Here is a 24,999-nt window from a genome sequence, read left to right on the forward strand (position 1 = left end):
GTTCGTTTCGCCGTGAAGGGGGTAATTGAGGTGGGAGAAAAAAAAGAACAGCACTCGCACATTCCCGTCAGGCTGAATGTCCTGTTTTTTATTGTCTTCCTATTTTTCGCTGCCATCATTTTACGACTCGCGTATGTGCAATTGGTAGAAGGCGAGCAATATAAGCACGCGCTGGAGAAATACAGCACCCGTGAGCTTTCGATTTCTGCGCCGCGGGGACGTATTCTGGATAAAAACGGGGAAGTGCTGGTCGCCAATAAGCCGGTATATACCGTCATGTACGTGGAGGAGCAAAATCAATCCATCGATGAAGTGGAAGTGGCGGAAAAACTGGCCCATATTTTGACCATGGACAATAACGAGAAACTGGGGACAGACAAAGAGATGATCAAGCAGGCTCTCGAGCTGCGCGCGACGCTTCCGGTTGCCTTTGATGAAAAGGGCACAGAGCAGCTAATCGCGCAAATCGAGCCGCGCCTGAAAAGCTTGCCTTCCATCTCTGCGGTCGACCAGCTTGGCGACCTGGATCTGTTGAATACGGCCTACTCGGTTGGACTGAGAGCGAGAATTCCATTTGATGACAAAGAACGTGAACGCATCCGCGCGGGACTGAAAAATACATTTAAAACGACTGCTCAAGGAACAGCGCTGGCGGACATGACCGATCGGGATTTGTTGACCCATGCCACCCAGCAAAAGATGAAGGTGAATGTCAAGATTCCGGCCGAGGATCGAAAAACGCTTGTAAAAAGCGTAAAGGATCAAATGGGGATATTCCCGGCAGTGGAAAAGCTGCGGGAAGAATCCGATATGAATCTCTTGCGCTATGCGGCGATGCTTGATTTGGACGTCAAACTGCCACTGACGGATCAGCAGCGGAAATTCCAATGGCACAAGCTGGGGATCTTGAAAGAGATGCGCGGGTTTAATACGCCAAGCTATATCCCGCGGCGTGTCAAAGTGAACATCTCGCCGAATGAAATGTTCATGATTGAAGAGCGTCGGACGGAGCTGCCCGGAATCAGCGTGGTGCTGGAGCCGATCCGGCAGATTCGCCCAGATTCAGGCGGTGCGTTCGGGACCCACTTTTTGGGATACATCAAGCCCATTCCTGAAAACCAGGTGGATGAGTACATTGCCCAAGGCTACAACCCATCTGACCAGATCGGGATTACGAACCTTGAGAAGTACTACGAGCGTTATTTGCGCGGGAAAGACGGCGTCATGGAAGTCCATGTGAACAAGGATTCCCAGACGATTGAGAAGAAGGAGCGCCAGGCTCCGGAGCCAGGCAATGATTTGGTGCTTGCCCTCGATTGGCGCTTCCAAAGCAAGGTTGAAGATATCATCAAAAAGAAATTTGATGAAATGAAAGGGAATCCGGCTTATCCAAGCTCCTTAAAAGAGGTCCACGCGTTGGCGATGGATCCGATGACGGGTGAGATTTTGGCAATGGCGAGTTACCCTGACTATGACCTGAATCTCTATTACGATCGACAAAAATTTAATCAATATTGGACGTCACTGATTTTGCCGAATGAGTCCAACCGGTTCATCAACTCGGCCTATCCGCCTGGGTCGACGGTCAAACCCGTGTCGGTCATGCTCTCCTTGCAGGAAAAGCTGACGAATCCGAATGAAACGATCTTTGATCCAGGTTATCGCAAGGTCGGTAATGTTATCATGCGGAACTGGAAACCAGGTGGTCACGGTTATGTGAATGCTCGTCGCGCACTTCAGGTATCCAACAACACGTACATGTATGAAATGGCTATACGCTTCGCAGATCGGGCGAAGCACAGCTATAAGGAGCAATTCGCAGCGCTCGATTACTACAATGCACAGTTTGGACTGGGTGTGAAAACCGGTGTGGATTTGCCGTATGAAAGCGCAGGCTGGGAAAATCCAAACAGCTTCTATGGAAACCTGGCCCATGCGTTCATCGGGCAGTACGACTTGTTCACTCCTATGCAACTTGGCCAATACGTATCGACTATCGCCAATGGCGGCTACCGCCTCCGTCCTCACTTCGTCAAAGAGATTCGCCGCGGTACAAACGATCCGAATAAACCAGGTCAAACATTGATGAAAATTGAACCAGAAGTATTAAACAAGATCCAGATTGACCCCCAGTGGATTAAGGTTGCACAAGAAGGAATGCGTATGGTAACAATGCCTGGCGGGACTGCATATCGACATTTTGCCGGACTACCTTATAACGTAGCAGCTAAAACAGGTACTGCCCAAACCGGTAAGGGGAGTGACAATGCCCTTTTGGTTGGTTATGCTCCATATGAAAATCCAAAAATCGCATTTGTCGTCATCATCCCGAACGGTTTGAAGGATGGGTGGTCTAGCTCGGATGCATCGGGTCCAATTGCTCGCCAAATGCTGGAGGCTTTCAACGAGCTTAACCCAGGCCTGATGACTTCGCCACCGGCCCAAGCGACTGGGAAGAAAAAGTAGCGATCTGTTTCGGCAAAATTTTCAACATGAGCAGGAATTTAGTCCCGGGACGACGAATGGTAACGGTTGAGGTGAAACAGGTCCATGTCGACGGTAACGAACAAAGTAACAATCAAAGGAACGAAAGATGGCTTAGTCTTCTACATGGACGACACGTGTTCATTCGACGATCTGGTTGCCGATCTGCGGGAAAAGATTGAGCATAGTCATCAGCAGATATTGACCGGACCGCTTGTGCGGGTTTCGATAAAATTGGGAAACCGTTATTGCTCCGCCGAGCAGCAGGAGCAGTTGACGGATATCATCCGACAAAAAGGGAACCTGGTGATCCATACGATCGATGCTGACGTGATCACGAAGGAAGAAGCTTTTGCCGAACGATTAAAAACCAGCTTCAAAATCCAGACACATACGGTACGCTCCGGACAAGTGCTGGAATTTGACGGAGACGTGCTTCTTCTGGGTGATGTGAACCCGGGAGGCACGGTGAAAAGCACAGGCAGTATCTATGTGATCGGGAATTTACGCGGGATTGCTCATGCGGGAACAAATGGGGATCACGAGGTCATCATCGCTGCTGCTTCCATGCAGCCGACGCAGCTCAGGATTGCCGAAGTGATCAGCCGTCCTGGTGAGGAATGGGCAGAAGTCACGGGTGCTACTGAATTTGCCTATTTGCAAGAAGGCAAAATGCTGGTAGCCAAGATGAACTATCTGTCACGGGTCAGACCCGATTTGGGAGAGAAGAAACGGTAGTGCGTGCAAGAATGAGGAGGTAGCGACGTGGGTATCGGAATCGTAGTAACTTCAGGAAAAGGCGGGGTCGGCAAAACGACCACTTCGGCCAATATCGGAACCGCTCTGGCCCTTCATGGTCAGAAGGTATGTCTGGTGGATACCGATATCGGACTGCGGAATTTGGACGTGGTCATGGGGCTGGAAAACCGGATTATTTACGATCTGGTCGATGTGGCTGAGGGAGCCTGCCGCCTGCAACAAGCATTGATTAAGGATAAACGCTTCGAGACGCTTTCCTTGCTTCCGGCAGCGCAAACCAAAGATAAATCGGCGGTAACTCCCGAGCAGATAGAAGAGATCGTCACCCAGCTCAAACGAGAATTCGACTATGTCATCATTGACTGCCCAGCAGGGATTGAGCAAGGCTTTAAAAATGCCGTTGCCGGTGCAGACCAAGCGATTGTGGTCACGACTCCGGAGAAGGCAGCGGTGCGCGACGCAGACCGCATCATCGGATTATTGGAGCGCGAAAAGGTAGGTATGCCGAAGCTGGTGATCAACCGTGTCCGCTCTCATATGATGAAAAATGGGGATATGCTGGATGTTGAAGACATCTTGGATTTATTAGCCATTGACTTGCTTGGCGTCGTGCCCGATGATGAATTTGTGATCAAGTCTGCCAACCAAGGGGAGCCAGCGGTCATGAGCCATGAGTCGCGAGCATCGCTGGCTTATCGCAATATCGCACGCCGCTTGTTGGGCGAATCGGTGCCTTTGATGCCGATGGAAGAAAAGGCCGGTGTGCTTACAAAGTTCCGTAAGTTTTTCGGACTCAAATAATAAATGGGAAAAGGGACAGGGATGAACCTGTTCCTTTTTCACGGCATTTCTCGAAGAAGTGCAGGGGCTATGGGAGAAAGAGGGGGAAAAGATGAATCTTGAAAAGAGACACCTGAAACAGCTGGATTGGTCGATTCTCGCTATTCTTCTTGCGTTTGGATTGTTTAGCTACTTAGGAATCTCGGGATCGGCTGATGGTGTTGAGAAAGCCAATATGCAGCTGCTGTGGTATGCATTTGGTTTCGTTGTCTTGCTGGTGACCCTGTTGTTTGATTTTCGGATTTTTCATCAGACGGCGTATATTCTTTACGGGATCGGGATCATTCTCTTGATTGGCGTTCTCGGCACAGAAGAACAGTACGGTGCAACGAGCTGGTACAAGATCGGCTCCATCAACTTTCAACCGTCAGAACTGATGAAATTGTTTACGATCCTGGCCGTGGCTCGTATTATGGCGAATCAAGCGGATAACCCGGATCGGTATCGAAGCTTTTATCAGTTGATGCCTGCTGGATTGCTGCTCGCAGTTCCTACGCTGCTCATCCTGATCCAGCCGGACTTGGGAACAGCAGTTGTTTATTGCGGAATGCTCGCGACGATGCTGATTGTAGGCGGTATTCGCTTGCGTCATGTCATGTACATCGGAACACTCATTGGCAGCTTTTTTGTGGGCATGACTTTTCTGTATCAGTATAAGCGGGATATCTTTCACAAAATCATTAAAGAGTATCAGTGGGATCGGATCGTTTATTGGTTGAATCCGGATTTGGAAGCCATGGGCAGAGGATTTCAGCTGAAGCAGTCTTTGATTGCGGTTGGCTCCGGCCAGTTGATGGGAAAAGGCCTGAACACCTCCACACAGGCCAGCTACGGCTGGGTTCCCGTCGGTGAAAGTGATTTCATCTTTACGGTCATTGCGGAAAAAATGGGTTTTATCGGTGCGGGCTGTCTGATGATTCTCTTTTTCTTCCTCATTTACCGGATGATTCGCATCGCCTTCGAGACTACGGATCCGTTTGGCAGCTATGTTGTGTCCGGAGTGGTTGGGATGCTGACCTTCCAGGTATTCGAAAACATTGGGATGACGATTCAGTTGATGCCAATTACAGGCTTGCCTCTTCCCTTTATCAGTTATGGGGGAAGCTCGCTGCTCAGTAACTTTTTGATCATGGGCGTCGTCTTGAATATTGGGATGCGAAAAGATACACTTCGATTTGACTAACTAGTGGGAACAAATTGTAAAATACGTGACAAACTATTGGAAATATGCTACACTTAAGGTAAGTTAACCAGATTTTTTCCCATAGAACGATTTGATGGATTGGATGATAAGTCGTACCCGTTATGAGATGCAATCACCATGTGATCAAATCTCTACAGGTGCGGCTTTTTTCAGTGCATTGAAAGGATCGGGTGAGTGGTCGGGGTTAACGCAACACTTTTACGCCAAGCAATTGGCGCATTTTTAGGAGGTTTTTCTCAATGCAACAAGGTACAGTTAAATGGTTTAACGCAGAAAAAGGTTTTGGTTTCATTCAAGTAGAGGGCGGAGACGACGTATTCGTTCACTACAGCGCAATCAAAGCTGAAGGTTTCAAAACTCTCGAAGAAGGCCAAAAGGTTGAATTCGAAATCGTTCAAGGCAGCCGTGGACCACAAGCTGCTAACGTAGTAAAACTGTAATATTCCTTGTAGCATAAAAAGCAGTCTCTCTCCGGAGGGACTGCTTTTTCGCATGTTTGGGGGGATTTATCATATTGGATGTAGACAAGTCATAAGATGAGAGAAAGAGTGGGACGGGGGGATTCGTATGCCAAGTGGTGGAGACCGCGTCAAAGAGAGACGGCGGGAAAGGATGGAGCGCATTCGGATGCAGGTCAGAGACAGCATGCCTCCATATTTGCATGATATTGTCGATCCTGTGGAAACACGTTATACGGCGAGCTCATTTCCCTTTTCAAGTCAGGCTGACGAAGACCAACCGCCGGCCATGCCGCCTCAGGAAAAAATCGGCATTCAAATCTTTTTATCCTTATTTTTGCTCGGTTCGATCTGGCTGATGTTCAAGAGCAGCACGCCTTTGCCTGCCTCCTGGAAGGAGACCGTGCGGGAAGTCATGACCCGAGAATTTAATTTTGAAGGAGTTTCTGCTTGGTATCAGGAGAAATTTGGGCAAGTGCCGACGATTTTGCCTGTCCTTACGCCGACCAATAAGGCTGTCCCTGCTCAAGGGAGCGCGGTAAATCAACCGTGGCAGGTAGCGGGAGAGTGGAAGGTCCTGAAGCCGTATGATCCGACCAGCTCCAAGCTCATTCTCGGGGTAGAAGGCACTGGGCAAATCAAAAACGGTGAGCTTGGTTGGGTTACCTTCGTGGGTGACAAGCCAGGCTATGGTTTGACGGTAGTGGTACGTATGGCAGGGAATCGCGAAGCGTGGTATGGAAATTTGGAGGCCGTAGCAGTAGAAAAGGATGAGATGGTAAACCCAGGGGATGTGCTGGGTGTTGCAGGGGCCACGCCGGAAAAAAACAGGCTGCTGTACTTAGGGGTGAGGGAGAATCAGCAATTTATCGATCCACTGGAAGTGATACCGCTTGAGTGAACGATTGTTTTGGGGCATTCGCATACGGATTCATCTCCTGTTCTGGGCGGTGCTGGGCATTTCCGTCGCCACGGGATACTTTGTTGAAGTGATCACGCTGTTTGTCATTGTGTTTATCCATGAATTGGGGCATGTCGCGGTCGCGCGGGAATTGGGCTGGCATGTGACGCAGATTGAGCTGCTGCCTTTTGGCGGTTACGTACATATCGAGGATGAGGCGGCCGCTGAACCATTGGATGAAATCGTTGTTGCGTTGGCAGGGCCGTTTATGAATGTGGCTATGGCATTCGTGTCTTTGGTTTGCTGGAAGCTGGGCATCTGGTCGGAATCCTGGACTGAGTATTTTGTCACCAGCAATTTTCTGGTAGCAGGATTTAACCTGCTGCCGATCTGGCCTTTGGATGGAGGGCGTATTCTGCAAGCGGTGTTGTCCAGCCAGCTGCCGTATCGGACGGCGGCACTTGGCTCGATCGGCCTCAGCATATTCCTGGCTGCCTTGATGCTCGGAATCGGAATATTCCACTTTCATGTCAACGCGCTGGCTGTCGGAACATATTTGCTCGCATTGAATGTGCAGGCGTTTCTGCGCTTTCCCTACCAATTTATTCGCTTTCTCATGGAGAAATACGTACAAGCCTTGGATGAACATCCCATCCGGCCGGTGCGTTTGTCGCCGGAAACGACCGCTTGGGATGCAGCCCTTTTAATGCGGAAAGGCTCTTACCACCTTTTTTACATCACGGGAGAAAACGGAGGAATTTTATCTGAGGAGCAGTTGTTGAAAGCGCTCTTGTTTGAGCAAAAACAGCATGCCGCTATTCATCGCTTGCTGTAGGAGTAGCGATAACATAATTTGGTAAATATAAGATGCAGAGGGGGGAATGATGCCCATGCATCTCGTCATATCGATATGGGTGGTGCTTGCTGCTTGGCGCTGGGGGGATTGGTCAAAGATTTACGCCTATTACCCCACGATGCTGTACATTCTCGTCTTTAATTTACAATACAGTGTGCTGAGCCATAGCTTTGATTATCATCTATGGAAAATGGGGGAGGAGCTTTTCCCCAATCATTTGCATGTGGATTTACTATACAGCTATCTCATTTTACCGTTTGCAACCTTTCTTTTTTTATCGAATTATCCGCATGAGTGGAAGGGCAAGCTCCTGCACTATGCCAAATGGATCGCCGTTTTTGTCGGTTTGGAATGGGTCGCAACCCTTTTTGAAAGCATTACCTACGAAAACGACTGGAATCTTTATTGGTCAGTTTTGTTTAATGTGATCATGTTTCCCATGCTCCGGTTTCACTATCGTCACCCGTTTCTTAGTTGGCCGCTTTCTTTTCTCATCATGTTTGTCCTCATCTGGTACTTTGAAGTCCCGTTTGTGAAAGACCTCGAGTAGGCGCGGCCATTGGACGTGCCTTTCTGCTTTTGGTGCAGTACAATGATGGACAGGAAAGACAAAAGAGGGAGAAAGTGTTATGAAGCAGATATTGATTCAAGTTGATGAGAAACAGATCCGTCTCGCGCAAAGAGAGGCGGGACGTCTGATTGCCATACGTGTAGAGACGATCGAATCCAAGGAAAAAGCGGGCGATATCTATCGGGGACGTGTCCGGGATGTGCTCCCTGGGATGCAGGCAGCGTTTGTCGATATTGGCTTGGAAAAAAATGCGTATCTTTCTGCGGACGATATCGTTGGGGCCAAGGATCACAAAAATGCTGGAAGAAGCGGAAAAATCAACGAGCTCATTCATGAAGGAGAAGCCTTGCTTGTACAGATCGTGAAAGAGTCCACAGGCACAAAGGCGGCTCGGGTAACGACAGAGATCAGCCTGCAAGGGAGATATCTTGTCTATCTTCCAGCGGGAAAGCAAATTTCTGTCTCACGGAAAATAACAGATCCAGCAGATCGTGAGCGTTTACAGGCATTGATTCAGCCGCATCTGGCGGAGGAGGAAGGGGCGATTATCCGGACGGAAGCAGCACATGCAGATGAGCGGCAGCTTTTAGCCGAAATCACCTATCTGCGTTCGCGTTGGCAGGAAGCGCTGGACGTGGAGACAAAGCGGAAGACCCCGGCTCTGATCCTGGAGGAAGGTGAGCTGCTCGGCCGTTATGTCCGTGAAGCATTCCAGGCGCAAGCGAGCGAGATCGTGATCGATCATGCTAACAGCTACCATCGGGTCAAACGGTTCGTAGAGCAGCTTTATCCGGAGTATCTTGAACGGCTTCATTTTTATCAGGAAAGTCAGCCGCTTTTTCAACGTTTTGGGGTTGATGCCCAGCTCGATCAACTGCTGGCCCGGCAAGTTCCCTTGGACAATGGCGGGTTTCTCGTCTTCGACCGGACGGAGGCCATGACGGTGATCGATGTGAATTCCGGCAAATTTACGGGACAAGGCGGCGCCCAGTGGGAAGATACGATTGTCCGGATGAACGTGGAGGCTGCGGCAGAGATTGCGAGACAGCTTCGTTTGCGTGATATTGGCGGGATCGTGATGATTGATTTTATCGATATGAAGCTGCCGGAGAATCAGGAAAAGGTGCTGGAGCGATTGCGCCGGGAGCTAGGCAAAGACCCGACACCTACGCGCTTGGCCGGATTTACGCGGCTGGGGCTGGTAGAACTGACAAGAAAAAAAGAGCGAAAAAACATAGCAGAAATCTTGACGAAGTCCTGCCCAAGCTGTGCAGGCAGCGGCCGGGTGTACACCGAGGAGGAGGTGGCGCGGCGCTTCAAGGAAGAAGTCAGAGGTCTGATCAGAAACCAAGAAGCAGAAGCAATCGTAGCGGTGCTTCCACCTGCTGTGCATGCCGTACTTCAACAAATCCTCAATGGCGATTCATTTGCCCATGTAGCGATCTTGGCAAAAAACGACCCGACGCTGCGGCCAGACGAGTACAGGATCATGTATGCGGGGAAGCGGGAGGAGGCCAATCGACTTTACCAGCTAAACAGTTCACGAGAGTTCTTGACTTAGTGCTGGGCTCCGTGTTATTCTATTCTTTGTTCATGCAGCTATGCTTGGCAGATCATCTGCACAAGGATACTGTAACCGCACGAGACAGGTTCAAAGCCGGCTGAGGTCGCACCTGGGTAGGCGAGTCTGAGTATAAGAGGAGGTGCAGATATGTACGCTATTATCGAAACAGGTGGCAAGCAATACAAAGTAGAGGAAGGCGCAGTTCTCTTCATCGAGAAACTGGCTGCTACAGAAGGTGACTCGGTTACTTTCGACAAAGTTCTCTTTGTGAGCAAAGACGGCAAAGTAACAGCAGGTGCTCCTACTGTTGCAGGTGCTTCGGTAACTGGTAAAGTAGAAAAACACGGTAAAGGTGAAAAAGTTATCGTGTATAAATACAAAGCCAAGAAAAACTACCGTCGCAAACAAGGTCATCGTCAACCATTCACCAAAGTTGTGATTGAAAAAATCAACGCTTAATTACGGTGAATCATGATTGAAGTGACTGTAACACGGAATCAAACTGGTATCGCAGAGATTGTGATTACCGGACATGCCAATGCGGCCCGGCACGGCGAGGACATTGTCTGCGCCGGTGTATCGGCAGTCAGCATCGGGATTTTGAACGGAATCGATCATCTGCTCGGGATAACACCTGACATACAGCAGGCTGCGAAAGATGGCGGGTATCTTCGTTGGAGACTAGCTTCTACTGCGGATGATGCACTTCATGAAAAACAACAATTGCTTGCCGAAAGCATGGTAATCGCCTTGATTAGCATCGCCCAGCAGTATGCCAGGTATGTTTCAGTGAAAGATCCAAAATGGCAAGGAGGTGCTTCACAATGAAAATGCTGTTGAATTTGGACCTGCAATATTTCGCCTCCAAAAAAGGGGTAGGTTCCACAAAGAACGGACGCGACTCCATCGCGAAACGTCTTGGCACCAAGCGTGGTGACGGTCAATTCGTAAAAGCGGGCAACATTTTGGTTCGCCAACGCGGAACGAAGATCTTCCCTGGTACAAACGTTGGTATCGGTGGGGACGACACACTGTTTGCTACTGCAGATGGTATCGTTCGCTTCAAACGTCTGGGTCGTGATCGCAAACAAGTTGTGATCGAACCAGTTGCAACTGAAGCGTAATGGATGCACGCATAAAAACCCAGCCTAGCCGCTGGGTTTTTTTACTGTATCAGAAAGGGTTCACCTCATGATTCATCATTCCGATACAGCGAAAAACTACTTCATAAAGAGGACTCGATAACTTCTTTGAGAGGACTTCTATTGTAGTTTTTCTTATAGGTCACACGACTATCTTGTGTTACAATTAGTGGTACGTTAAAAAATGTGAAGAGTACGGGTGAGGATTGATGAAAGGCGAGTTGAAAGTATTTACGGAACAGACCGATCTGCTGTTGCAGGTGTTAAATCATCAGCGCCATGACTGGTTGAATCATTTCCAGGTTTTGTTAGGGTATTTGCGATTGGGAAAACCAGAACAAGGTGAAGAGTATTTGCAACGCATTACCAGCTTGGTCTGTCAGGAAAGCATGATCGCTCGCATCAATTGTCCTCCACTGGCCGTGCTATTCCTCACGTTCAATGCGTTGCATAAAGATCTGCTCTTGGAAGTGGAGGTTGCGAATCAGACTGACCTTTCGACACTCGTCATGGGCTCGGACAGATTTGCAGCGCTGGTCACAGAGCTGATCTCCATCATAAAGGAACACCAGCAGGTTTCGGAGTATGAAGCGAACAGTTTGCTGGTTTCGTTTGCAAGCAACGATCATGCGGTTGAGGTTCGTTTTGATCTAACGGGTCGTCTCTTTGAATCTGGAAATGAAGAAGTGGAGAAACTCTTGGAAAGAGGCGAAAATACACTGATGATTGTAGAGGAATGGTCAAAGTCGGATCAGGAATGGGTATTGGCTTTGAGTATTCCTTGCCGTACATAGGAAGAGGGTGACATCCATGTTTGTCGATCAGGTAATGATTGAAGTAAAAGGCGGAGACGGCGGGAATGGCTCTGTATCGTTTCGCCGGGAGAAATATGTGCCCATGGGCGGTCCAGCGGGTGGTGACGGAGGACGCGGCGCTGACGTAGTATTCGTAGTAGATGAAGGTCTTCGCACGCTCGTCGATTTTCGTTATCAACGTCATTTCCGTGCTCCTCGTGGAGAAAATGGCCGCACCAAAAACATGCACGGTGCTGGCGCAGAAGACTTGGTCGTACGTGTGCCGCCGGGTACAACGGTGACTGATGCGGATACGGGTGAAGTGATCGCGGATTTGTTGGAGCACGGGCAGCGCGCGATCATCGCGAAAGGCGGTCGCGGCGGCAGAGGCAACACGCGTTTTGCTACACCGTCCAATCCGGCTCCGGAGATCTCGGAAAACGGGGAACCGGGTCAAGTGAGAAAAGTGATTTTAGAGCTGAAGCTGATCGCCGATGTCGGGCTTGTCGGCTATCCGAGCGTCGGAAAATCAACTCTGTTGAGCAGTGTGACAGCCGCAAAACCGAAGATTGCCGCGTATCACTTTACGACGCTGACGCCGAATCTCGGAGTGGTTGACCTTGGCGAAAAAAGCTTTGTCATGGCCGATCTCCCCGGCTTGATTGAAGGGGCACATGAGGGCGTAGGCTTGGGACATCAATTTTTGCGCCATGTAGAGCGTACTCGCCTGATTGTGCATGTGATTGACATGGCGGCGACAGATGGCCGTGATCCGATTGAGGATTATAAACAGATCAATGAAGAGCTGAAACTGTACAACATTAAGCTGGAGGATCGTCCGCAAATCGTGGCAGCCAACAAAATGGACGTGCCAGAGGCGGAAGAAAACCTCAAGCGGTTCAAGGAACAATTCCCTGATGTGCCCGTATATGCGATATCGGCAGCAACGAGACAGGGTGTCCAGGAGCTCATGTACGCAGTCGCGGATCGTTTGGAGACCATTCCTACCCGCCTGGAAGTGGAAGATGTAGCCGAAGTGGAAGAGCGCGTCGTCTACCGTGCGGAGAAAGAGCCGGATGAATTCCACATCATCATGGAAGATGATACGTATGTGGTGACCGGTGACAAGCTGGAGAAGCTGGTTCGGATGACCAATTTGAACAGCTACGATTCTGTCCAACGCTTCGTCCGCATCATGCGCAATATGGGGGTTGATGACGCCCTGCGCCGTGAAGGGGCCAAGCACGGGGACACCGTCCGCATTGGAACCTGGGAATTTGAATTTATCGAGTAAAAAGGCAAGCGCCTCTCAGCTGAGAAGCGCTTTTTTCTTTGGGTATATAGACTTGCTGCAGCCAAGCATTCCCGTTTTCGAGACAAGTGATGATTTCCTGACTTTTGATGGGGTTGCCCATCTCCGATTCCAGCAGGCCCTCATATGATATTTCATCATATCGATAGAGGTGCAATGATGAAGATTGTATTGCTGTCAGGGGGATCAGGCAAACGACTGTGGCCGCTGTCCAACGATTCAAGATCGAAACAGTTTTTGAAATTGCTGACCAATTCCGGGCAGCAGGCCGAGTCCATGGTGCAGCGGATATGGAGACAACTGGAGAAGAATGGACTTGCAGGCGATGCGCTTCTTTCAACGAATGAGTCACAGGTCGAGCTTATCGAAAATCAATTGGGTGCACAGATTCCATGCATCATCGAGCCGCAGCGAAGGGATACGTTCCCCGCGATCGCTTTGGCATCTTCTTATTTGCACAGTGTGAAAAGCATTGCTGTAGATGAGGTTGTCATTGTTATGCCGGTCGACCCTTATGTGGACGACCATTTTTTCGAGAAAGTAAAAGAACTGGAGCAGATTATTCGCCAATCAGCGATGGATATCGCATTGATTGGTGTCAAGCCCGACTATCCGTCCACGAAATACGGCTATATCCTGCCAATCGCAGCTGAGAACGCGGATGAATCCGTGCAGACATACAAACGGGTCAAGCAGTTTATCGAGAAGCCGACCGAAGCGATTGCCACGCAGCTGATCACGCAGCAGGCACTGTGGAATTGCGGGGTGTTTGCTTTCCGCTTGGGATACATGCTGCAGCAACTTCAAGCAAGAGGGCTGCCTGCCCAGTATCACGAGCTGCAAAGACAGTACGAAAAACTGCCGAAAATCAGCTTTGACTATGAAATTGTGGAAAAAACAGAGCGGGTCGCCGTAGTTCCCTATGACGGGGAGTGGATGGACATCGGCACGTGGAATACGTTGACAGCGGTCATGGAGCACAATCCGCTGGGCAAAGGCTATTTGCATGAAGACTGCGATGATACCAGTGTCATCAATGAGCTGGAGATCCCGGTTGTGGTGATCGGCATTTCCCATGCAATCGTAGCGGTGAGTCCCGATGGGATATTGATGGCAGACAAGGCAAAAAGTCATCTCGTGAAAGACATCGTGAGTGGAATCGATACAGTACCCATGTCCATGTATCAGGAAAAACGATGGGGCTGGGTGCAAGTGTTGAGCAGCGGCAGGACTGCACCTGATCAGGAAGTGCTGACGAGACAAATGCTGATCCGCGCAGGAAAACACACAAGCTACCATGTCCATCATCAACGAAAAACGATCTGGATCATCGTGGCGGGACGAGGGGAAATCGCGATGGACGATCAATTGCTGCAAGCTGGTGTGGGAGATGTTTTTCAAATTCCGGCTGGTGCCAGGCATGGAATACGGGCGATAAACGATCTGAAGCTGATAGAGATACAGATGGGAGAGAATTTGGCGGAAACCGATGTGGAACGGATCTGTACGACATGGGAAGAGGTGCGGCGACTGCCGGAGGGAAACGCAGATGTACAGGAGCAAGGATAGGGGAGCCTTCAGAGGGCGGAATGTCTCTGAAGGCTTTTTCCTTTTCTCTTATAAACTTTTGATGTGGTCCATAACGTGTTTTTTTACTCGTTCCAGCTTTTGTTGACTTTCTTCCATAGAAATACCCTTTACCCCGAAATAAACCTTCATCTTTGCTTCGGTTCCTGACGGGCGAATTGCAAACCAGGTTTCATCTGCCAGAATATATTTCAGCATATTGGATGCCGGCAGGATGATTTTTCCTGTTTCCCCTGTAAGCACGTTTTTTCGTTGTCCGCTCAGATAATCTTCAACGATGGCAACCGCACAGCTATTGACCGTGCTGAATGGTTGGCTTCGCAAAGCGGCGAGGATCTCCGCTATCTTTTTCTGACCATCGGCCCCCTTCATCGTCAGGGAGACCAGATCTTCTGAATAATACCCATATGTTTCGTATAAGGAAAAAAGGACTTGATGAAGACTTTTCCCTTCTGCTTGAAAAGCGGCGCAAGCGTCTGCCAGGATGAGTGCGGTTTGCACGGCGTCTTTATCGCGGACAAGGTCGAACAGTAAATAGCCGCAGCTTTCCTCGTATCCAAAGATGAACACAGCTTCTTTGGTCGCCTCAAACGCCTTTATTTTCTCGCCGATGTATTTGAATCCGGTCAATGTATCTATGGTCATCAGACCAAAATCAGCGGCGATGGCCCTGCCCATCTCGGACGTAACCACGGTTTTTACCACGGCACCATTATCCGGAAGCTTACCGGCTTTCAATTTCGTCGTCAGTACATAATACAGCAAAATTGCCCCGACTTGATTGCCTGTAAGAACCGTATACCCGCCGCTCGGATCTTTGATCGCTACACCGAGCCTGTCTCCATCCGGATCCGTAGCGAGTATGAGATTCGCATCCTTTCGTTTGGCATAGTCGATCGCCAGCTTGAAGGCATGGGGATCTTCCGGATTCGGGGAGACGACCTGTGAAAAATCGGGATCCGGTGCGGCTTGTTCTTGCACGATGGTCACATCTGTGTAACCAAAATGCCGCAGTCCTTCGGTAATGGAAGCGAAAGTGGTGCCGTGAAGCGGGGTAAAAACGATGGACAAGTCAGCTCCTTTCCCCACAGCCGGCCGCAATGCTTTCAGCTGCTCGAAATAGCTGGCGAAGATGTCCTGTCCGATCATGTGCAGCAGACCGTTTTGACGGATATCTTCCTCCGAGGCAACCGCGACGGTCAATTCATCCTCCACGTTCTTGATATGGGCCGTGAGCTGTTCGGTCGTATCCAGCGCGATTTGCGCACCATCCGCTCCATATACCTTGTAGCCGTTGTATTCGGGGGGATTATGGCTGGCAGTGATGACGATCCCCGCAGACGCATGCAAATGGCGAACGGCGTAAGAGAGCAGGGGAGTCGGGCAAATGCGATCGAACAAGCAGACGCGAATTCCATGGCGAGTGATGACTTTGGCGGCTTCCATGGCGAAATCATGGGATTTATGCCGTGTGTCATAGGCAATCACGACGGTAGGATGCTGCACGCTTTGTTCCTGCTCCAGCAAGTAACGAGCCAAGCCTTCCGATGCTTTCCGTACCGTGTACACATTCATCCGGTTTGTGCCGGGTCCAAGCTCTCCACGCATACCGCCCGTCCCGAATTCGAGCGGCTGGGAAAAGCAATCCGCCAGCTTCTGCGGATCTTGCTGCAGCCGCTCTAACTGATCCCGCAACTCCTTATCCAAAGCAGGGAAATTGATCCATCGTTGATAATGACTTTTCCAATCCATCGCGAGTATCTGTTCCTCCTCTATTTCTTTTTCTTGTAGTAACCTTTTCGTTTATGAAAGGAGAGTGATCGATACTTCTGGGACAGCTTCGCGATCCGCTGCGGGGATAGTGCCGAGGCATTTGTGTACAGACTCTTGTTCAGGGCCCGGCGGACCAGGTAGCTGTCAGGATAGGTAGAACGGACGAAGTTACCGTATGTCTCAAACTCGGAAAAGGCAAAAATCCGAGAACGATTGATACATTTCAAGATCGCCTCATGCCAAGTCTTGCCATGGCGGCGCTCAATGATCTTTTTCAACCGTGCCAGCTTCGCTTTTTCGAAAAGCATGTAATGCGTGACAAAAGAAACGGGAGAGTCCGCCTTTTTTCCAACCAGCCGGCGGTAGGTGCGGAAGTATTCATTGCGGCTCCAGTTCCGGCAATAAAAGACCGATTTCCCGTTGAGTTTGAACACATGGGGACGGATCAAAACCGTATCGGCATCGATCACCAAGTAGCTTTTTTGGGTACTGATTTTGTCACCGCTCCATTTCAACAGCTGCTGAAGCAACCAGCCGGATAGATCCCATCTTTTCGAGCGGTAGTGTATGTCCTTTTTGCCAATGGGGAGCAGCCGCTTTTCGTGGATATACCGGCAATCCTTTTCGCGGCAAAGAGCCTTGATTTTTTTGCTGAGGGGAGAAACGACCATGATCTGGCCGATTGGATGCTTTACATGCTTTCGGATGGAGTCGATGACATGAGGAAGGGTGGGCAAATCCTTTTCAATCGCAGGGATGATTACGTCGATTTTTTCACGCTTGGCGCCTGCCTGTTTATTCGATGGCGGCATGGTAACAACTCCTTTTTGGGGATCTAGGAGCATGATATGGCGGAGAAATGACGATTGCCTGTTCGGGAGCGGAAGCAGGGGGAAATGTGAACGAAAAATACAAAAGCCCCGCTGATGGGGCGAGGCTCGACTCCAGTGATTCGTTATCCGTTTCCTTTTGGATCTTCGACGACATGGGGAGATTGGGCCATGCGTTTGCCGCCGAAATCACCGCCAAATTGGTCCAGATCACTGGGTTTTGCCGCAGGGTGATTATTGCGTCGTTCGGATTTGTCCGATTTTCCTCGTCCAGCCATTTTTCTCACCTCACTTGGATTCGATCAAGGTTATTTTGTGCAAAGCGAACAAGCTTCATGTGAAAAGAAATTGGCGTTTCTCAGCAATTGGGCGACAACACGGAGAATTAGGAGTTGTCAGGAAAGAAAGAGTCCGCTATAATGTCCTCTATAAGTGAACAAATGTTTTTTCTGGGAGGACAAATGACAAAGCGTGAAGAAAAGTTCTACTTGATACGATCTGATATACTTCCCGAGTCCATCGCCAAGACCATCGAAGTGAAGAAAATGCTGGAAGCAGGCGAGGTGGATACGGTTAATGAAGCGGTGGATCGAGTGGGATTGAGCCGCAGCGCTTACTACAAGTATAAGGATGGAATTTTTCCATTCAATGCGATGATGAGCGAGAAAATCATGACGATCTCCTTTACGCTGGAGCATCGCTCAGGAATCTTGTCGCGTGTGCTGCAGTATGTGGCCGAACAGGGCGGAAACGTTCTCACGATCAATCAGACCATTCCGCTGCAGGGCATTGCCAATGTCGCAATGTCGGTGGATATGGCACATTTGACCATTTCCACAACCGATTTTCTCGATGGCTTGCAGGACCTGCCGGGAGTACGCAAGGCGATGATTGTCGGACGGGGATAGAAACATGGAGAACAACAATAGAGAGGCACAAGGAGGCAGTGTGATGGAGAGAAAGCTGGTCAAGGTTGGGTTAATGGGGTTTGGGACCGTTGGCACCGGAGTCATCCGACTGATCCAAGGGCATCAGGAAGATCTGTTCAAGCAAACGGGGGTCAGCATCGAAGTAGCCAAGATCCTCGTACGAGATAAAGCGAAGCCGCGCAGCATCGACGGGCTGGATGAGCAAGTGACGGACAAACCCGATGATTTGCTGCAGGATCCACAAATCGATGTCATCGTCGAAGTCATTGGCGGCATCCATCCTGCCAAAGAGTATATATTAGCCGCGCTGGAGCACGGTAAGCATGTAGTGACAGCCAACAAAGATCTGATGGCTTTGCATGGGGCTGAGATTCTCGAAAAGGCGCAAGAAAAGGGCTGTGATGTGTTTTATGAAGCCAGCGTAGCGGGGGGAATCCCGATCTTGCGTGCACTGGTAGAGGGCTTCTCTTCCGACCGCATCACCAAAATGATGGGCATCGTCAATGGGACGACCAATTATATCCTCACCAAAATGAGCGAGGAAGGCGCGGCTTATGCGGATGTCCTCAAAGAGGCGCAGGCGCTTGGATATGCCGAAGCTGATCCTACCTCCGATGTGGAGGGCTTCGATGCGGCCCGCAAGATGGCGATTTTGTCCACGCTTGGCTTCCGGGTGCCATTGCGCCTGGAGGATGTCGAGGTGAAAGGCATCAGCAAAGTCAGCCGGGAAGATATCGCGTATGGCAAAAAGCTGGGTTATGCCGTCAAGTTGATTGGTCTGGCTCAGCGTGACGGAGAAGAAATCGAGGTAAGCGTGCAGCCGACGATGGTTCACAAGACGCATCCGCTCGCTTCCGTGAACGGGGTGTTCAATGCCGTCTATGTTCATGGGGAAGCGGTCGGGGAAACGATGTTCTACGGACCGGGTGCAGGCGAGCTGCCTACAGCGACAGCGGTCGTATCCGATCTGGTGACGGTCGTGAAAAACATGAAGCTTGGTGTGAACGGCCGCGGCATGGTCGCTCCATATAAAGAAAAGGTGCTCAAGGATGATTCGAACAAGCTGTCCCGATATTTCTTGCGGATGATCGTGACGGATAAACGCGGTGTGCTGGCCCAGCTTACCCAATTGCTGGCGGAGAACAATATCAGCCTTGTCCAAGTGCTGCAGCAGCCATACAATGCAGGGGCACAAGCCGAAATCATCCTGGTCACCCACCAGGCAGCGAAGCGGGATATGGATGCGGTGCTGGCCATCCTCGCTGATTTGGATATCATCGTGGAAGTAAAAAGCTGTTATCGCGTGGAAGGGGAGGAGGAATAAACATGACGCAAACCATCAATTTCAGCAGACAATCCGGAATCATCGATCGTTATCGCGCTTTTCTCCCGGTGACGGAGCGCACGCCACTTTTGACGCTTCATGAGGGGAATACCCCACTGCTGTATGCTGGCAACCTATCGAAGCAGCTGGGCGTTGAGCTTTATGTAAAATACGAAGGCTTGAATCCAACCGGATCCTTTAAAGACCGTGGCATGGTGATGGCGGTTGCCAAGGCGATCGAAGAAGGAAGCACCACGATCATGTGTGCCTCTACGGGCAATACATCAGCCGCTGCCGCCGCTTATGCCGCACGTGCCGGCCTGCGCTGTATCGTGCTCATTCCATCGGGCAATATCGCACTTGGCAAGCTCGCTCAGGCGATTGCCTACGGAGCGGAAGTGATCGCGATCGATGGCAATTTTGATGAAGCCTTGAACATCGTACGGGACATCACGGCATCCGAACCGATTACGTTGGTGAACTCGGTCAATCCTTATCGCATCGAAGGACAAAAAACAGCATCCTTTGAGATTTGTGACGCATTGGGCAAGGCGCCGGACATTTTGGCGATCCCGGTGGGCAATGCCGGAAATATTACGGCGTACTGGAAGGGTTTTGTCGAGTATCAGGCGGCTAGCCGGATTGAGAAGCTGCCAAGAATGTTTGGGTTCCAGGCGGCAGGGGCCGCTCCCCTGGTGATTGGCGAAACGGTAACCAATCCGGAAACAATTGCGACAGCTATCCGTATTGGCAACCCGGCGAGCAAGGAAGGTGCCTTGAAGGCTTTGCGAGAATCTGACGGACAAATCCATGCAGTCACGGATGAAGAGATTCTGGAAGCGTACCGGATGCTGGCCAGCCAGGAGGGGATCTTCTGTGAACCGGCTTCTGCAGCTTCACTGGCGGGTATCGTGAAGCTCCGCAGAGAAGGCAAGCTGGGCGAGGGGGCAACGATTGCTTGCGTATTGACTGGGCATGGCTTGAAAGATCCGAACATCGCGCTGAAGGTAATCGCGGAGGAACCTCGTACTGTACCGGCTAGCCGTGATGCCGTGCTATCGCTAATCAAGGCCGACAAAGCAGGTGAATGAGCAGGTGGATGTCAGATCGGTGCGGGTGCGAGTGCCCGCCAGTACGGCTAATCTAGGACCGGGTTTTGATTCGCTGGGCATGGCGTTCCAGCTTTACACAGAGCTTACCATGGCGCTGGCGGATCAAACCGCCATCAAACTGATCGGCAAAGAAATGGAAGGGATTCAGGCGGATAAAAGCAATTTGCTTTATCAGACTGCAGCAGCGCTTTTTGCAAAGGCAGGCTTGCCTGCTCCTGAGCTCATGATCGAAGTGGAGTCGCATATTCCGCTGACAAGGGGGTTGGGAAGCAGTGCTGCTGCCATCGTAGGAGCATTGACAGCGGCAAATGCGTTGGCGGGTGAGCCGTTTTCACAGGACCAGCTGTTTGCGATGGCCAGTGACATGGAGGGGCATCCCGACAATGTCGGCGCTTCTTTTTTTGGAGGCGTGGTCGTCGCCAGCATGCCGGAGGAAGGAGAAACGAGCGTTCCTTATGTCAAGCTTCCGGTACCGGAAGGGTTGCAGACACTTGTCGTGATTCCGGATTACTGGCTGTCTACGGAGGAAGCTCGCAAAGCCCTTCCAGACTCCTACAGCAGAGCTGATTTTGTCTACAATATCGGACACAGCAGCCTGTTGGTCGCAGCTCTGGCACAAGGACGCTTGGATTTGTTGGGGAAAGCGATGCGGGATCGCCTCCATCAACCGTATCGGGCAAAGCTAGTGCCGGGATTGCAGGAAATGCTGACGGATGCGACGGACCATGGAGCGTTGGGGGCAGCGCTAAGCGGGGCAGGACCGACGACTTTATTTTTCTATGCAGGGGATGAGCAAAAAGAAAGATTGCTTGCTTTCGTCGAAGGAATCATGGCAAAATACAGGATAAGTTACCGTTCCATGGTGCTGGCAGCAGATAACCAAGGAGTGCGGATCGAAAAGAGAGAGTAATTGTAGGATGGGAGATGCCATGAAGACCATACTTGCTTTTTTGGGACCAAATGGGACGTTTACAGAAGAAGCAGCCCGTACGCTGCCTTTGCAAGAAGAGATCTCGTACCAGCCTTATCCAAGTATCATGGACGCCTTGAAAGCCGTCGCGACGGATCAAGCTACCTACGCTTTAGTGCCATTGGAAAATACGATCGAGGGAACCGTAAATATCACGCTGGATTGGCTGATACATGAGGAAGAGCTCCCCATTTATGCGGAGGTCGCGATTCCCATTTCTCAGCATTTGGTCGTGGCCAAGCGCTCCCTGCCGCTTGCCTTGAACCAAATTCGCAAAGTGCTGTCACATCCGCATGCGGTAGCCCAATGCCATCACTTTATCAAAGAGCACCTGCCGCAAGCGGAGATCGAGTATACCAACAGCACGGCCATGGCTGCGAAAATCGTCAGCGAGAACCCGGAAGAGGCATGGGCCGCAATCGGAACGCGACTGCTGACGGACATCTATCCGCTGCAGTTTGCCCGACAAAACATTGAAGATTACGATAATAACTACACGCGCTTCGTGCTGGTAGGCAAACAGAACCCACCGGAGCTCCCGGCGTCTTCGATCGAAAAGACAACCATCCTGGTGACACTGCCCGAGGATTTCCCAGGGGCGTTGTATCAGGTGCTGGCGGCATTTGCCTGGAGAAAGATCAACCTCTCCAGAATTGAATCACGCCCAACAAAAAGAGGGCTGGGCAGTTATTATTTCGTCATTGATATCGAGCAGCACATGGACGACGTCTTGTTGCCGGGTGCTTTTGCGGAAATTGAAGCGCTTGGCTGTCAGCTGCGCCAGTTAGGGACCTATCCGTTATATGTCCGCACTAGAGTGACAGAGAGCGAATAAGGATGATATCAGGCTGTTGGGAACATTCCCGGCAGTCTTTTTGATTTTTATTGGGCTGTTTTCCGGAGTCGTACCGTAGGAGAAGCGCATTTTCTGGAGGAGCGCCTGCGGAGTCCATCCTAGCGTAGAAGCGAACACGTGGATCCGAAGGGCAAACTTGAGTAAGCTTCGAAGTGGTGCTGCTTTTTGCCGTTCCCGCGTGTTCGCTTTGGAGCGGACAGAATAACATCCCTGCGGACGTAGAATGAAGCGGAGCCAGAAAATGCGCTTCTCCTCCACCACAGCAGTATTCATACGACAAAGCCACCTTACAAATTTAGGCTGGGACTCTTTTTCTCGGGAGGAGAGCAAAAAGCCCATGGGTGCATACCATGGTATGGACTTAGTGAAAGAGATTGGAGGAGAATCGCTACGTGAGGATTCATATTGTGCAAAAAGGCGATACAATGTGGAAGATAGCCAAACGGTACGGTGTGGATTTCCAGGAACTGCTGCGACTGAACGACCAACTGACAACTCCTGATGTGATCTATCCAGGGGCTAGGATTAAAATCCCATCCAGACGCGTTCCCGTACGCCCACGTGAGGAGCAAGGTCAGTTTGAGCCATCGCGGCCCGTAAAAGAAGCACCAGTGCCAACCCCTGAAATGGAAGAACCGCCAGTGGTACCGCCACAGGTAGAGCAACGACCACGGGTAATTGAGGAAGACATGGAAGAGCGTCAGGAAGCACCTGAAATGGAGCTGCCTGAAAGAGTCATGCCGGAAGCGAAGGAGCGTCCGATAGCACCATCGCCAACGCCACCACCCATGCCTTCACCAGCACCACAAATCAACATTCAATCGCAGCAGCCTGCGACTCCGCTGCCGCAGCTTCCAGCACAGCCGGCACCGCAAGCTCCTATCCAGCAAATGCCGCCAGTAAACATGCAACCGCCCGTATACCAAGCACCGATCTATCAGCCGCCGATCTATCAGCCACCGGTTTACCCAGCACCTGCGACTCCGCCTGCACCAATGCCAGCTCCAATGCCAGCTCCACAGAGGCAGATGATGCCACCGGTACAGGTCATGCCGCCGATGCCGCCGCAAATCTACATCATTCCACAGCCGCAGCAGCCGATCCAACAGGTCCAACCGCCGCAGCCACAGCCACAGCCGCGCTATCGCCCGCCTATGCAGCAGATGCCCTTTAATCCTTGCCAACCATGCAGGCCTACACCATACTTGCCACAAATGCAATATACCATGCCGCTTTGTCCGCCGCTCCCGCCCATGCATATGATGCCGATGTATACGTCTCCTATGCATACGTCTCCCATGCATCAGGAATCGCAGTCTTCTTCCTTCTACCACTACCAACACCATGAATCGTACCATCATGAGTCCGATGATCAATCTTCGTTTGGGGAATCCTCGATGGCATCTACCGAAGATTGCGTCGAATCGGATCGGACCGAAGTGGCAGGAGAGCAATGGCAAGCAGCTCCTTATTCACCGTCTTCCTCCTGGGGTCAGCAACCTTATGCGCAGCCCTATCAAGGAGGACACGGATCCAGCATGACACCCCATGGCCATATGCACAGTTCGATGTACCCCATGTCTCCATTCATGGCACCTTCACCCCAACATGAGGTATGGCCGCACTGGGAGCATGGACATGAGGATTCTACTTCATCGTCCTAGGCTCCGCCATGGATAAACGATTGCTTTCTTCTCTGCAAAAAGCGTTTCGCTGTCATATACATGGGGTAAGACCGCGCAGGAATGTATGGTTGGCAAAAACCGACCGAGGAATGTGGATTGTGAAGGGATATAAACAAAAAGAAAAGGCGGATTGGGTGACCGATCTGGCAGATACCCTGCATGATCATGGATTTCATCATACGGTACAGTATGTGGGCGATGCAGAGGGAAACAAGGTGATTCCCATTGGTTCCCGATATTACACAGTGATGAAGGCGATTGATGGCAGAGAAGCGAATCATTCCTTAATCCTGGATATGAAACGTTCCATTTCCACATTGGCCCGTTTTCATCTGGCAGCAAGAGGTTTTCCTCACGTGATACCCATAGCCGGATACCAGCCGCCGCTTTTGGATAAATGGGAAGGAAGGCTTGACGAATTTAAACAGATTCTTGAAACCATCCACAGATATGGACCTCAGAATCGGTTGGAGCAAATCATTCTCGCCATGTCCGAAGACGTCCTCAGGGATGCAGGGGAAACGATTGAACGCTCCTACAAGATTCAACTGATCGGTGAGATGAATCAGGCTTCCATGGAAGGTACGCTTGCGCACCGGGATGTAGCCAGCCATAATTTCCTGATTGCGGACAGAGGGAGCTGTTTTCTCATTGATTTGGATACAGTTGCCTTTGATATGCAGTTAGCCGATCTGGTCCAGTTTTTTGGGCGTATCCTCTTGCTGCACGGCTATTCGGTGTATGCGTTCTTTGAGGGGATCGATGCTTATAATAAAATCAATCCGCTGAGTGACAACCAAATATGGATGATCCATCAATTGCTTCGCTATCCGGATAACTTCTTGCGGGAAGTGACCGGCGTATATGGGAAGCGGTCCGGCTATCGTGCCCGGAACGTCCAGCAGCTGCTGCTGATGGAGGCGAGATTTCGGGAAGAACGGAATCGGTTCCTTGCTGCAGAGAATCAAATCCTGCAGCGCTCGCCATGGGGGGCCTACCATTTTGTTGGATAAAAGAAAAGAAGCTGATGACAAGGCATCAGCTTCTT

24 protein-coding genes, 1 pseudogene and 1 other annotated feature are annotated in these 24,999 nt (G+C 50.6%); of the genes and pseudogenes, 22 read left to right on the top strand and 3 right to left on the bottom strand.

Going from position 1 to position 24,999, the window contains the following annotated elements; translation table 11 throughout:
• Positions 1–30 precede the first annotated feature (30 nt).
• The 15 genes and pseudogenes from EIZ37_RS17525 (at position 31) to EIZ37_RS17595 (ending at position 14,454) form a co-directional block, all read left to right on the top strand.
• Positions 31–2,466, top strand: coding sequence for a peptidoglycan D,D-transpeptidase FtsI family protein (locus EIZ37_RS17525; RefSeq protein WP_134686069.1), 2,436 nt, complete (start codon positions 31–33; stop codon positions 2,464–2,466).
• A 56-nt stretch (positions 2,467–2,522) separates the two neighbouring features.
• Positions 2,523–3,222, top strand: a pseudogene (gene minC, locus EIZ37_RS17530) (septum site-determining protein MinC).
• A gap of 27 nt (positions 3,223–3,249) precedes the next feature.
• Complete coding sequence (gene minD / locus EIZ37_RS17535) at positions 3,250–4,044, top strand: septum site-determining protein MinD (RefSeq protein WP_134686071.1); 795 nt, start codon at positions 3,250–3,252, stop codon at positions 4,042–4,044.
• 91 nt (positions 4,045–4,135) lie between these two features.
• Complete coding sequence (gene rodA / locus EIZ37_RS17540) at positions 4,136–5,266, top strand: rod shape-determining protein RodA (RefSeq protein ID WP_134686072.1); 1,131 nt, start codon at positions 4,136–4,138, stop codon at positions 5,264–5,266.
• A 260-nt stretch (positions 5,267–5,526) separates the two neighbouring features.
• Positions 5,527–5,727, top strand: coding sequence for a cold-shock protein (locus EIZ37_RS17545; protein ID WP_134686073.1), 201 nt, complete (start codon positions 5,527–5,529; stop codon positions 5,725–5,727).
• 127 nt (positions 5,728–5,854) lie between these two features.
• Positions 5,855–6,646: a M23 family metallopeptidase gene (locus tag EIZ37_RS17550; protein WP_134686074.1), complete on the top strand. Its 792-nt coding sequence runs from the start codon at positions 5,855–5,857 to the stop codon at positions 6,644–6,646.
• A complete protein-coding gene (locus EIZ37_RS17555; RefSeq protein WP_134686075.1) occupies positions 6,639–7,481 on the top strand; it encodes a site-2 protease family protein in 843 nt (280 codons plus the stop codon). Before EIZ37_RS17550 ends, EIZ37_RS17555 begins: the two co-directional genes overlap by 8 nt.
• Before the next feature lie 55 nt (positions 7,482–7,536).
• Positions 7,537–8,052, top strand: a complete 516-nt coding sequence (locus EIZ37_RS17560) for a CBO0543 family protein (protein ID WP_134686076.1) — start codon at positions 7,537–7,539, stop codon at positions 8,050–8,052.
• 79 nt (positions 8,053–8,131) lie between these two features.
• Positions 8,132–9,634, top strand: coding sequence for an Rne/Rng family ribonuclease (locus EIZ37_RS17565; protein ID WP_134686077.1), 1,503 nt, complete (start codon positions 8,132–8,134; stop codon positions 9,632–9,634).
• Between the two features lie 63 nt (positions 9,635–9,697).
• Positions 9,698–9,772, top strand: a sequence feature (ribosomal protein L21 leader region).
• A gap of 12 nt (positions 9,773–9,784) precedes the next feature.
• Positions 9,785–10,096, top strand: a complete 312-nt coding sequence (gene rplU / locus EIZ37_RS17570; protein WP_134686078.1) for a 50S ribosomal protein L21 — start codon at positions 9,785–9,787, stop codon at positions 10,094–10,096.
• A 12-nt stretch (positions 10,097–10,108) separates the two neighbouring features.
• A complete protein-coding gene (locus EIZ37_RS17575; protein WP_134686079.1) occupies positions 10,109–10,465 on the top strand; it encodes a ribosomal-processing cysteine protease Prp in 357 nt (118 codons plus the stop codon).
• Between the two features lie 2 nt (positions 10,466–10,467).
• Positions 10,468–10,761, top strand: a complete 294-nt coding sequence (gene rpmA, locus EIZ37_RS17580; protein ID WP_134686158.1) for a 50S ribosomal protein L27 — start codon at positions 10,468–10,470, stop codon at positions 10,759–10,761.
• A 227-nt stretch (positions 10,762–10,988) separates the two neighbouring features.
• Positions 10,989–11,573 (top strand): Spo0B domain-containing protein, encoded by a 585-nt coding sequence (locus tag EIZ37_RS17585; RefSeq protein ID WP_134686080.1) that lies wholly within the window; start codon positions 10,989–10,991, stop codon positions 11,571–11,573.
• A gap of 16 nt (positions 11,574–11,589) precedes the next feature.
• On the top strand, positions 11,590–12,867 hold the full coding sequence (gene obgE / locus EIZ37_RS17590) for a GTPase ObgE (RefSeq protein ID WP_134686081.1): 1,278 nt from the start codon (positions 11,590–11,592) through the stop codon (positions 12,865–12,867).
• A gap of 177 nt (positions 12,868–13,044) precedes the next feature.
• The gene (locus EIZ37_RS17595) at positions 13,045–14,454 is read left to right on the top strand and encodes a sugar phosphate nucleotidyltransferase (protein WP_134686082.1); all 1,410 of its coding nucleotides are present in this window, start codon (positions 13,045–13,047) and stop codon (positions 14,452–14,454) included.
• 48 nt (positions 14,455–14,502) lie between these two features.
• Here EIZ37_RS17595 and EIZ37_RS17600 read toward each other — a convergent pair whose 3' ends face one another.
• The 3 genes from EIZ37_RS17600 to EIZ37_RS26045 form a co-directional block, all read right to left on the bottom strand.
• Entirely contained in the window at positions 14,503–16,224 is a 1,722-nt protein-coding gene (locus EIZ37_RS17600; RefSeq protein ID WP_134686083.1) for a phospho-sugar mutase, read from the bottom strand.
• A 20-nt stretch (positions 16,225–16,244) separates the two neighbouring features.
• On the bottom strand, positions 16,245–17,057 hold the full coding sequence (locus EIZ37_RS17605) for a DUF6492 family protein (RefSeq protein ID WP_134686084.1): 813 nt from the start codon (positions 17,055–17,057) through the stop codon (positions 16,245–16,247).
• 143 nt (positions 17,058–17,200) lie between these two features.
• The gene (locus EIZ37_RS26045; RefSeq protein ID WP_167568971.1) at positions 17,201–17,353 is read right to left on the bottom strand and encodes a hypothetical protein; all 153 of its coding nucleotides are present in this window, start codon (positions 17,351–17,353) and stop codon (positions 17,201–17,203) included.
• Positions 17,354–17,536: 183 nt separating this feature from the next.
• Between EIZ37_RS26045 and EIZ37_RS17610 the strand changes: the two genes are divergently transcribed.
• The 7 genes from EIZ37_RS17610 to EIZ37_RS17640 all read left to right on the top strand — a co-directional run bounded on the left by EIZ37_RS17610 (position 17,537) and on the right by EIZ37_RS17640 (position 24,964).
• Entirely contained in the window at positions 17,537–17,983 is a 447-nt protein-coding gene (locus tag EIZ37_RS17610; protein WP_134686085.1) for an ACT domain-containing protein, read from the top strand.
• Between the two features lie 43 nt (positions 17,984–18,026).
• Complete coding sequence (locus EIZ37_RS17615; RefSeq protein ID WP_134686159.1) at positions 18,027–19,328, top strand: homoserine dehydrogenase; 1,302 nt, start codon at positions 18,027–18,029, stop codon at positions 19,326–19,328.
• 2 nt (positions 19,329–19,330) lie between these two features.
• The gene (gene thrC, locus EIZ37_RS17620; RefSeq protein ID WP_134686086.1) at positions 19,331–20,419 is read left to right on the top strand and encodes a threonine synthase; all 1,089 of its coding nucleotides are present in this window, start codon (positions 19,331–19,333) and stop codon (positions 20,417–20,419) included.
• Positions 20,420–20,423: 4 nt separating this feature from the next.
• Positions 20,424–21,350 (top strand): homoserine kinase, encoded by a 927-nt coding sequence (gene thrB, locus EIZ37_RS17625; RefSeq protein ID WP_134686087.1) that lies wholly within the window; start codon positions 20,424–20,426, stop codon positions 21,348–21,350.
• Between the two features lie 19 nt (positions 21,351–21,369).
• Entirely contained in the window at positions 21,370–22,245 is an 876-nt protein-coding gene (gene pheA / locus EIZ37_RS17630) for a prephenate dehydratase (protein WP_134686088.1), read from the top strand.
• A 413-nt stretch (positions 22,246–22,658) separates the two neighbouring features.
• Positions 22,659–23,930, top strand: coding sequence for a SafA/ExsA family spore coat assembly protein (gene safA, locus EIZ37_RS17635; RefSeq protein WP_134686089.1), 1,272 nt, complete (start codon positions 22,659–22,661; stop codon positions 23,928–23,930).
• Between the two features lie 8 nt (positions 23,931–23,938).
• On the top strand, positions 23,939–24,964 hold the full coding sequence (locus EIZ37_RS17640; RefSeq protein WP_134686090.1) for a phosphotransferase: 1,026 nt from the start codon (positions 23,939–23,941) through the stop codon (positions 24,962–24,964).
• Positions 24,965–24,999 lie beyond the last annotated feature (35 nt).

The sequence above is a fragment of the Brevibacillus migulae genome, from assembly GCF_004521915.1.
GTDB lineage: Bacteria > Bacillota > Bacilli > Brevibacillales > Brevibacillaceae > Brevibacillus_F > Brevibacillus_F migulae.

Excerpts from the sequence above, each read along its gene's own strand:
- rodA (WP_134686072.1), top strand. The coding sequence starts at position 4,136 with ATGAATCTTGAAAAGAGACACCTGAAACAGCTGGATTGGTCGATTCTC.
- EIZ37_RS17545 (WP_134686073.1), top strand. The coding sequence starts at position 5,527 with ATGCAACAAGGTACAGTTAAATGGTTTAACGCAGAAAAAGGTTTTGGT.
- EIZ37_RS17550 (WP_134686074.1), top strand. The coding sequence starts at position 5,855 with ATGCCAAGTGGTGGAGACCGCGTCAAAGAGAGACGGCGGGAAAGGATG.
- EIZ37_RS17560 (WP_134686076.1), top strand. The coding sequence starts at position 7,537 with ATGCATCTCGTCATATCGATATGGGTGGTGCTTGCTGCTTGGCGCTGG.
- EIZ37_RS17565 (WP_134686077.1), top strand. The coding sequence starts at position 8,132 with ATGAAGCAGATATTGATTCAAGTTGATGAGAAACAGATCCGTCTCGCG.
- rplU (WP_134686078.1), top strand. The coding sequence starts at position 9,785 with ATGTACGCTATTATCGAAACAGGTGGCAAGCAATACAAAGTAGAGGAA.
- EIZ37_RS17575 (WP_134686079.1), top strand. The coding sequence starts at position 10,109 with ATGATTGAAGTGACTGTAACACGGAATCAAACTGGTATCGCAGAGATT.
- rpmA (WP_134686158.1), top strand. The coding sequence starts at position 10,468 with ATGCTGTTGAATTTGGACCTGCAATATTTCGCCTCCAAAAAAGGGGTA.
- EIZ37_RS17585 (WP_134686080.1), top strand. The coding sequence starts at position 10,989 with ATGAAAGGCGAGTTGAAAGTATTTACGGAACAGACCGATCTGCTGTTG.
- obgE (WP_134686081.1), top strand. The coding sequence starts at position 11,590 with ATGTTTGTCGATCAGGTAATGATTGAAGTAAAAGGCGGAGACGGCGGG.
- EIZ37_RS17595 (WP_134686082.1), top strand. The coding sequence starts at position 13,045 with ATGAAGATTGTATTGCTGTCAGGGGGATCAGGCAAACGACTGTGGCCG.
- EIZ37_RS17600 (WP_134686083.1), bottom strand. The coding sequence starts at position 16,224 with ATGGATTGGAAAAGTCATTATCAACGATGGATCAATTTCCCTGCTTTG.
- EIZ37_RS17605 (WP_134686084.1), bottom strand. The coding sequence starts at position 17,057 with ATGCCGCCATCGAATAAACAGGCAGGCGCCAAGCGTGAAAAAATCGAC.
- EIZ37_RS26045 (WP_167568971.1), bottom strand. The coding sequence starts at position 17,353 with ATGGCTGGACGAGGAAAATCGGACAAATCCGAACGACGCAATAATCAC.
- EIZ37_RS17610 (WP_134686085.1), top strand. The coding sequence starts at position 17,537 with ATGACAAAGCGTGAAGAAAAGTTCTACTTGATACGATCTGATATACTT.
- EIZ37_RS17615 (WP_134686159.1), top strand. The coding sequence starts at position 18,027 with ATGGAGAGAAAGCTGGTCAAGGTTGGGTTAATGGGGTTTGGGACCGTT.
- thrC (WP_134686086.1), top strand. The coding sequence starts at position 19,331 with ATGACGCAAACCATCAATTTCAGCAGACAATCCGGAATCATCGATCGT.
- pheA (WP_134686088.1), top strand. The coding sequence starts at position 21,370 with ATGAAGACCATACTTGCTTTTTTGGGACCAAATGGGACGTTTACAGAA.
- EIZ37_RS17640 (WP_134686090.1), top strand. The coding sequence starts at position 23,939 with ATGGATAAACGATTGCTTTCTTCTCTGCAAAAAGCGTTTCGCTGTCAT.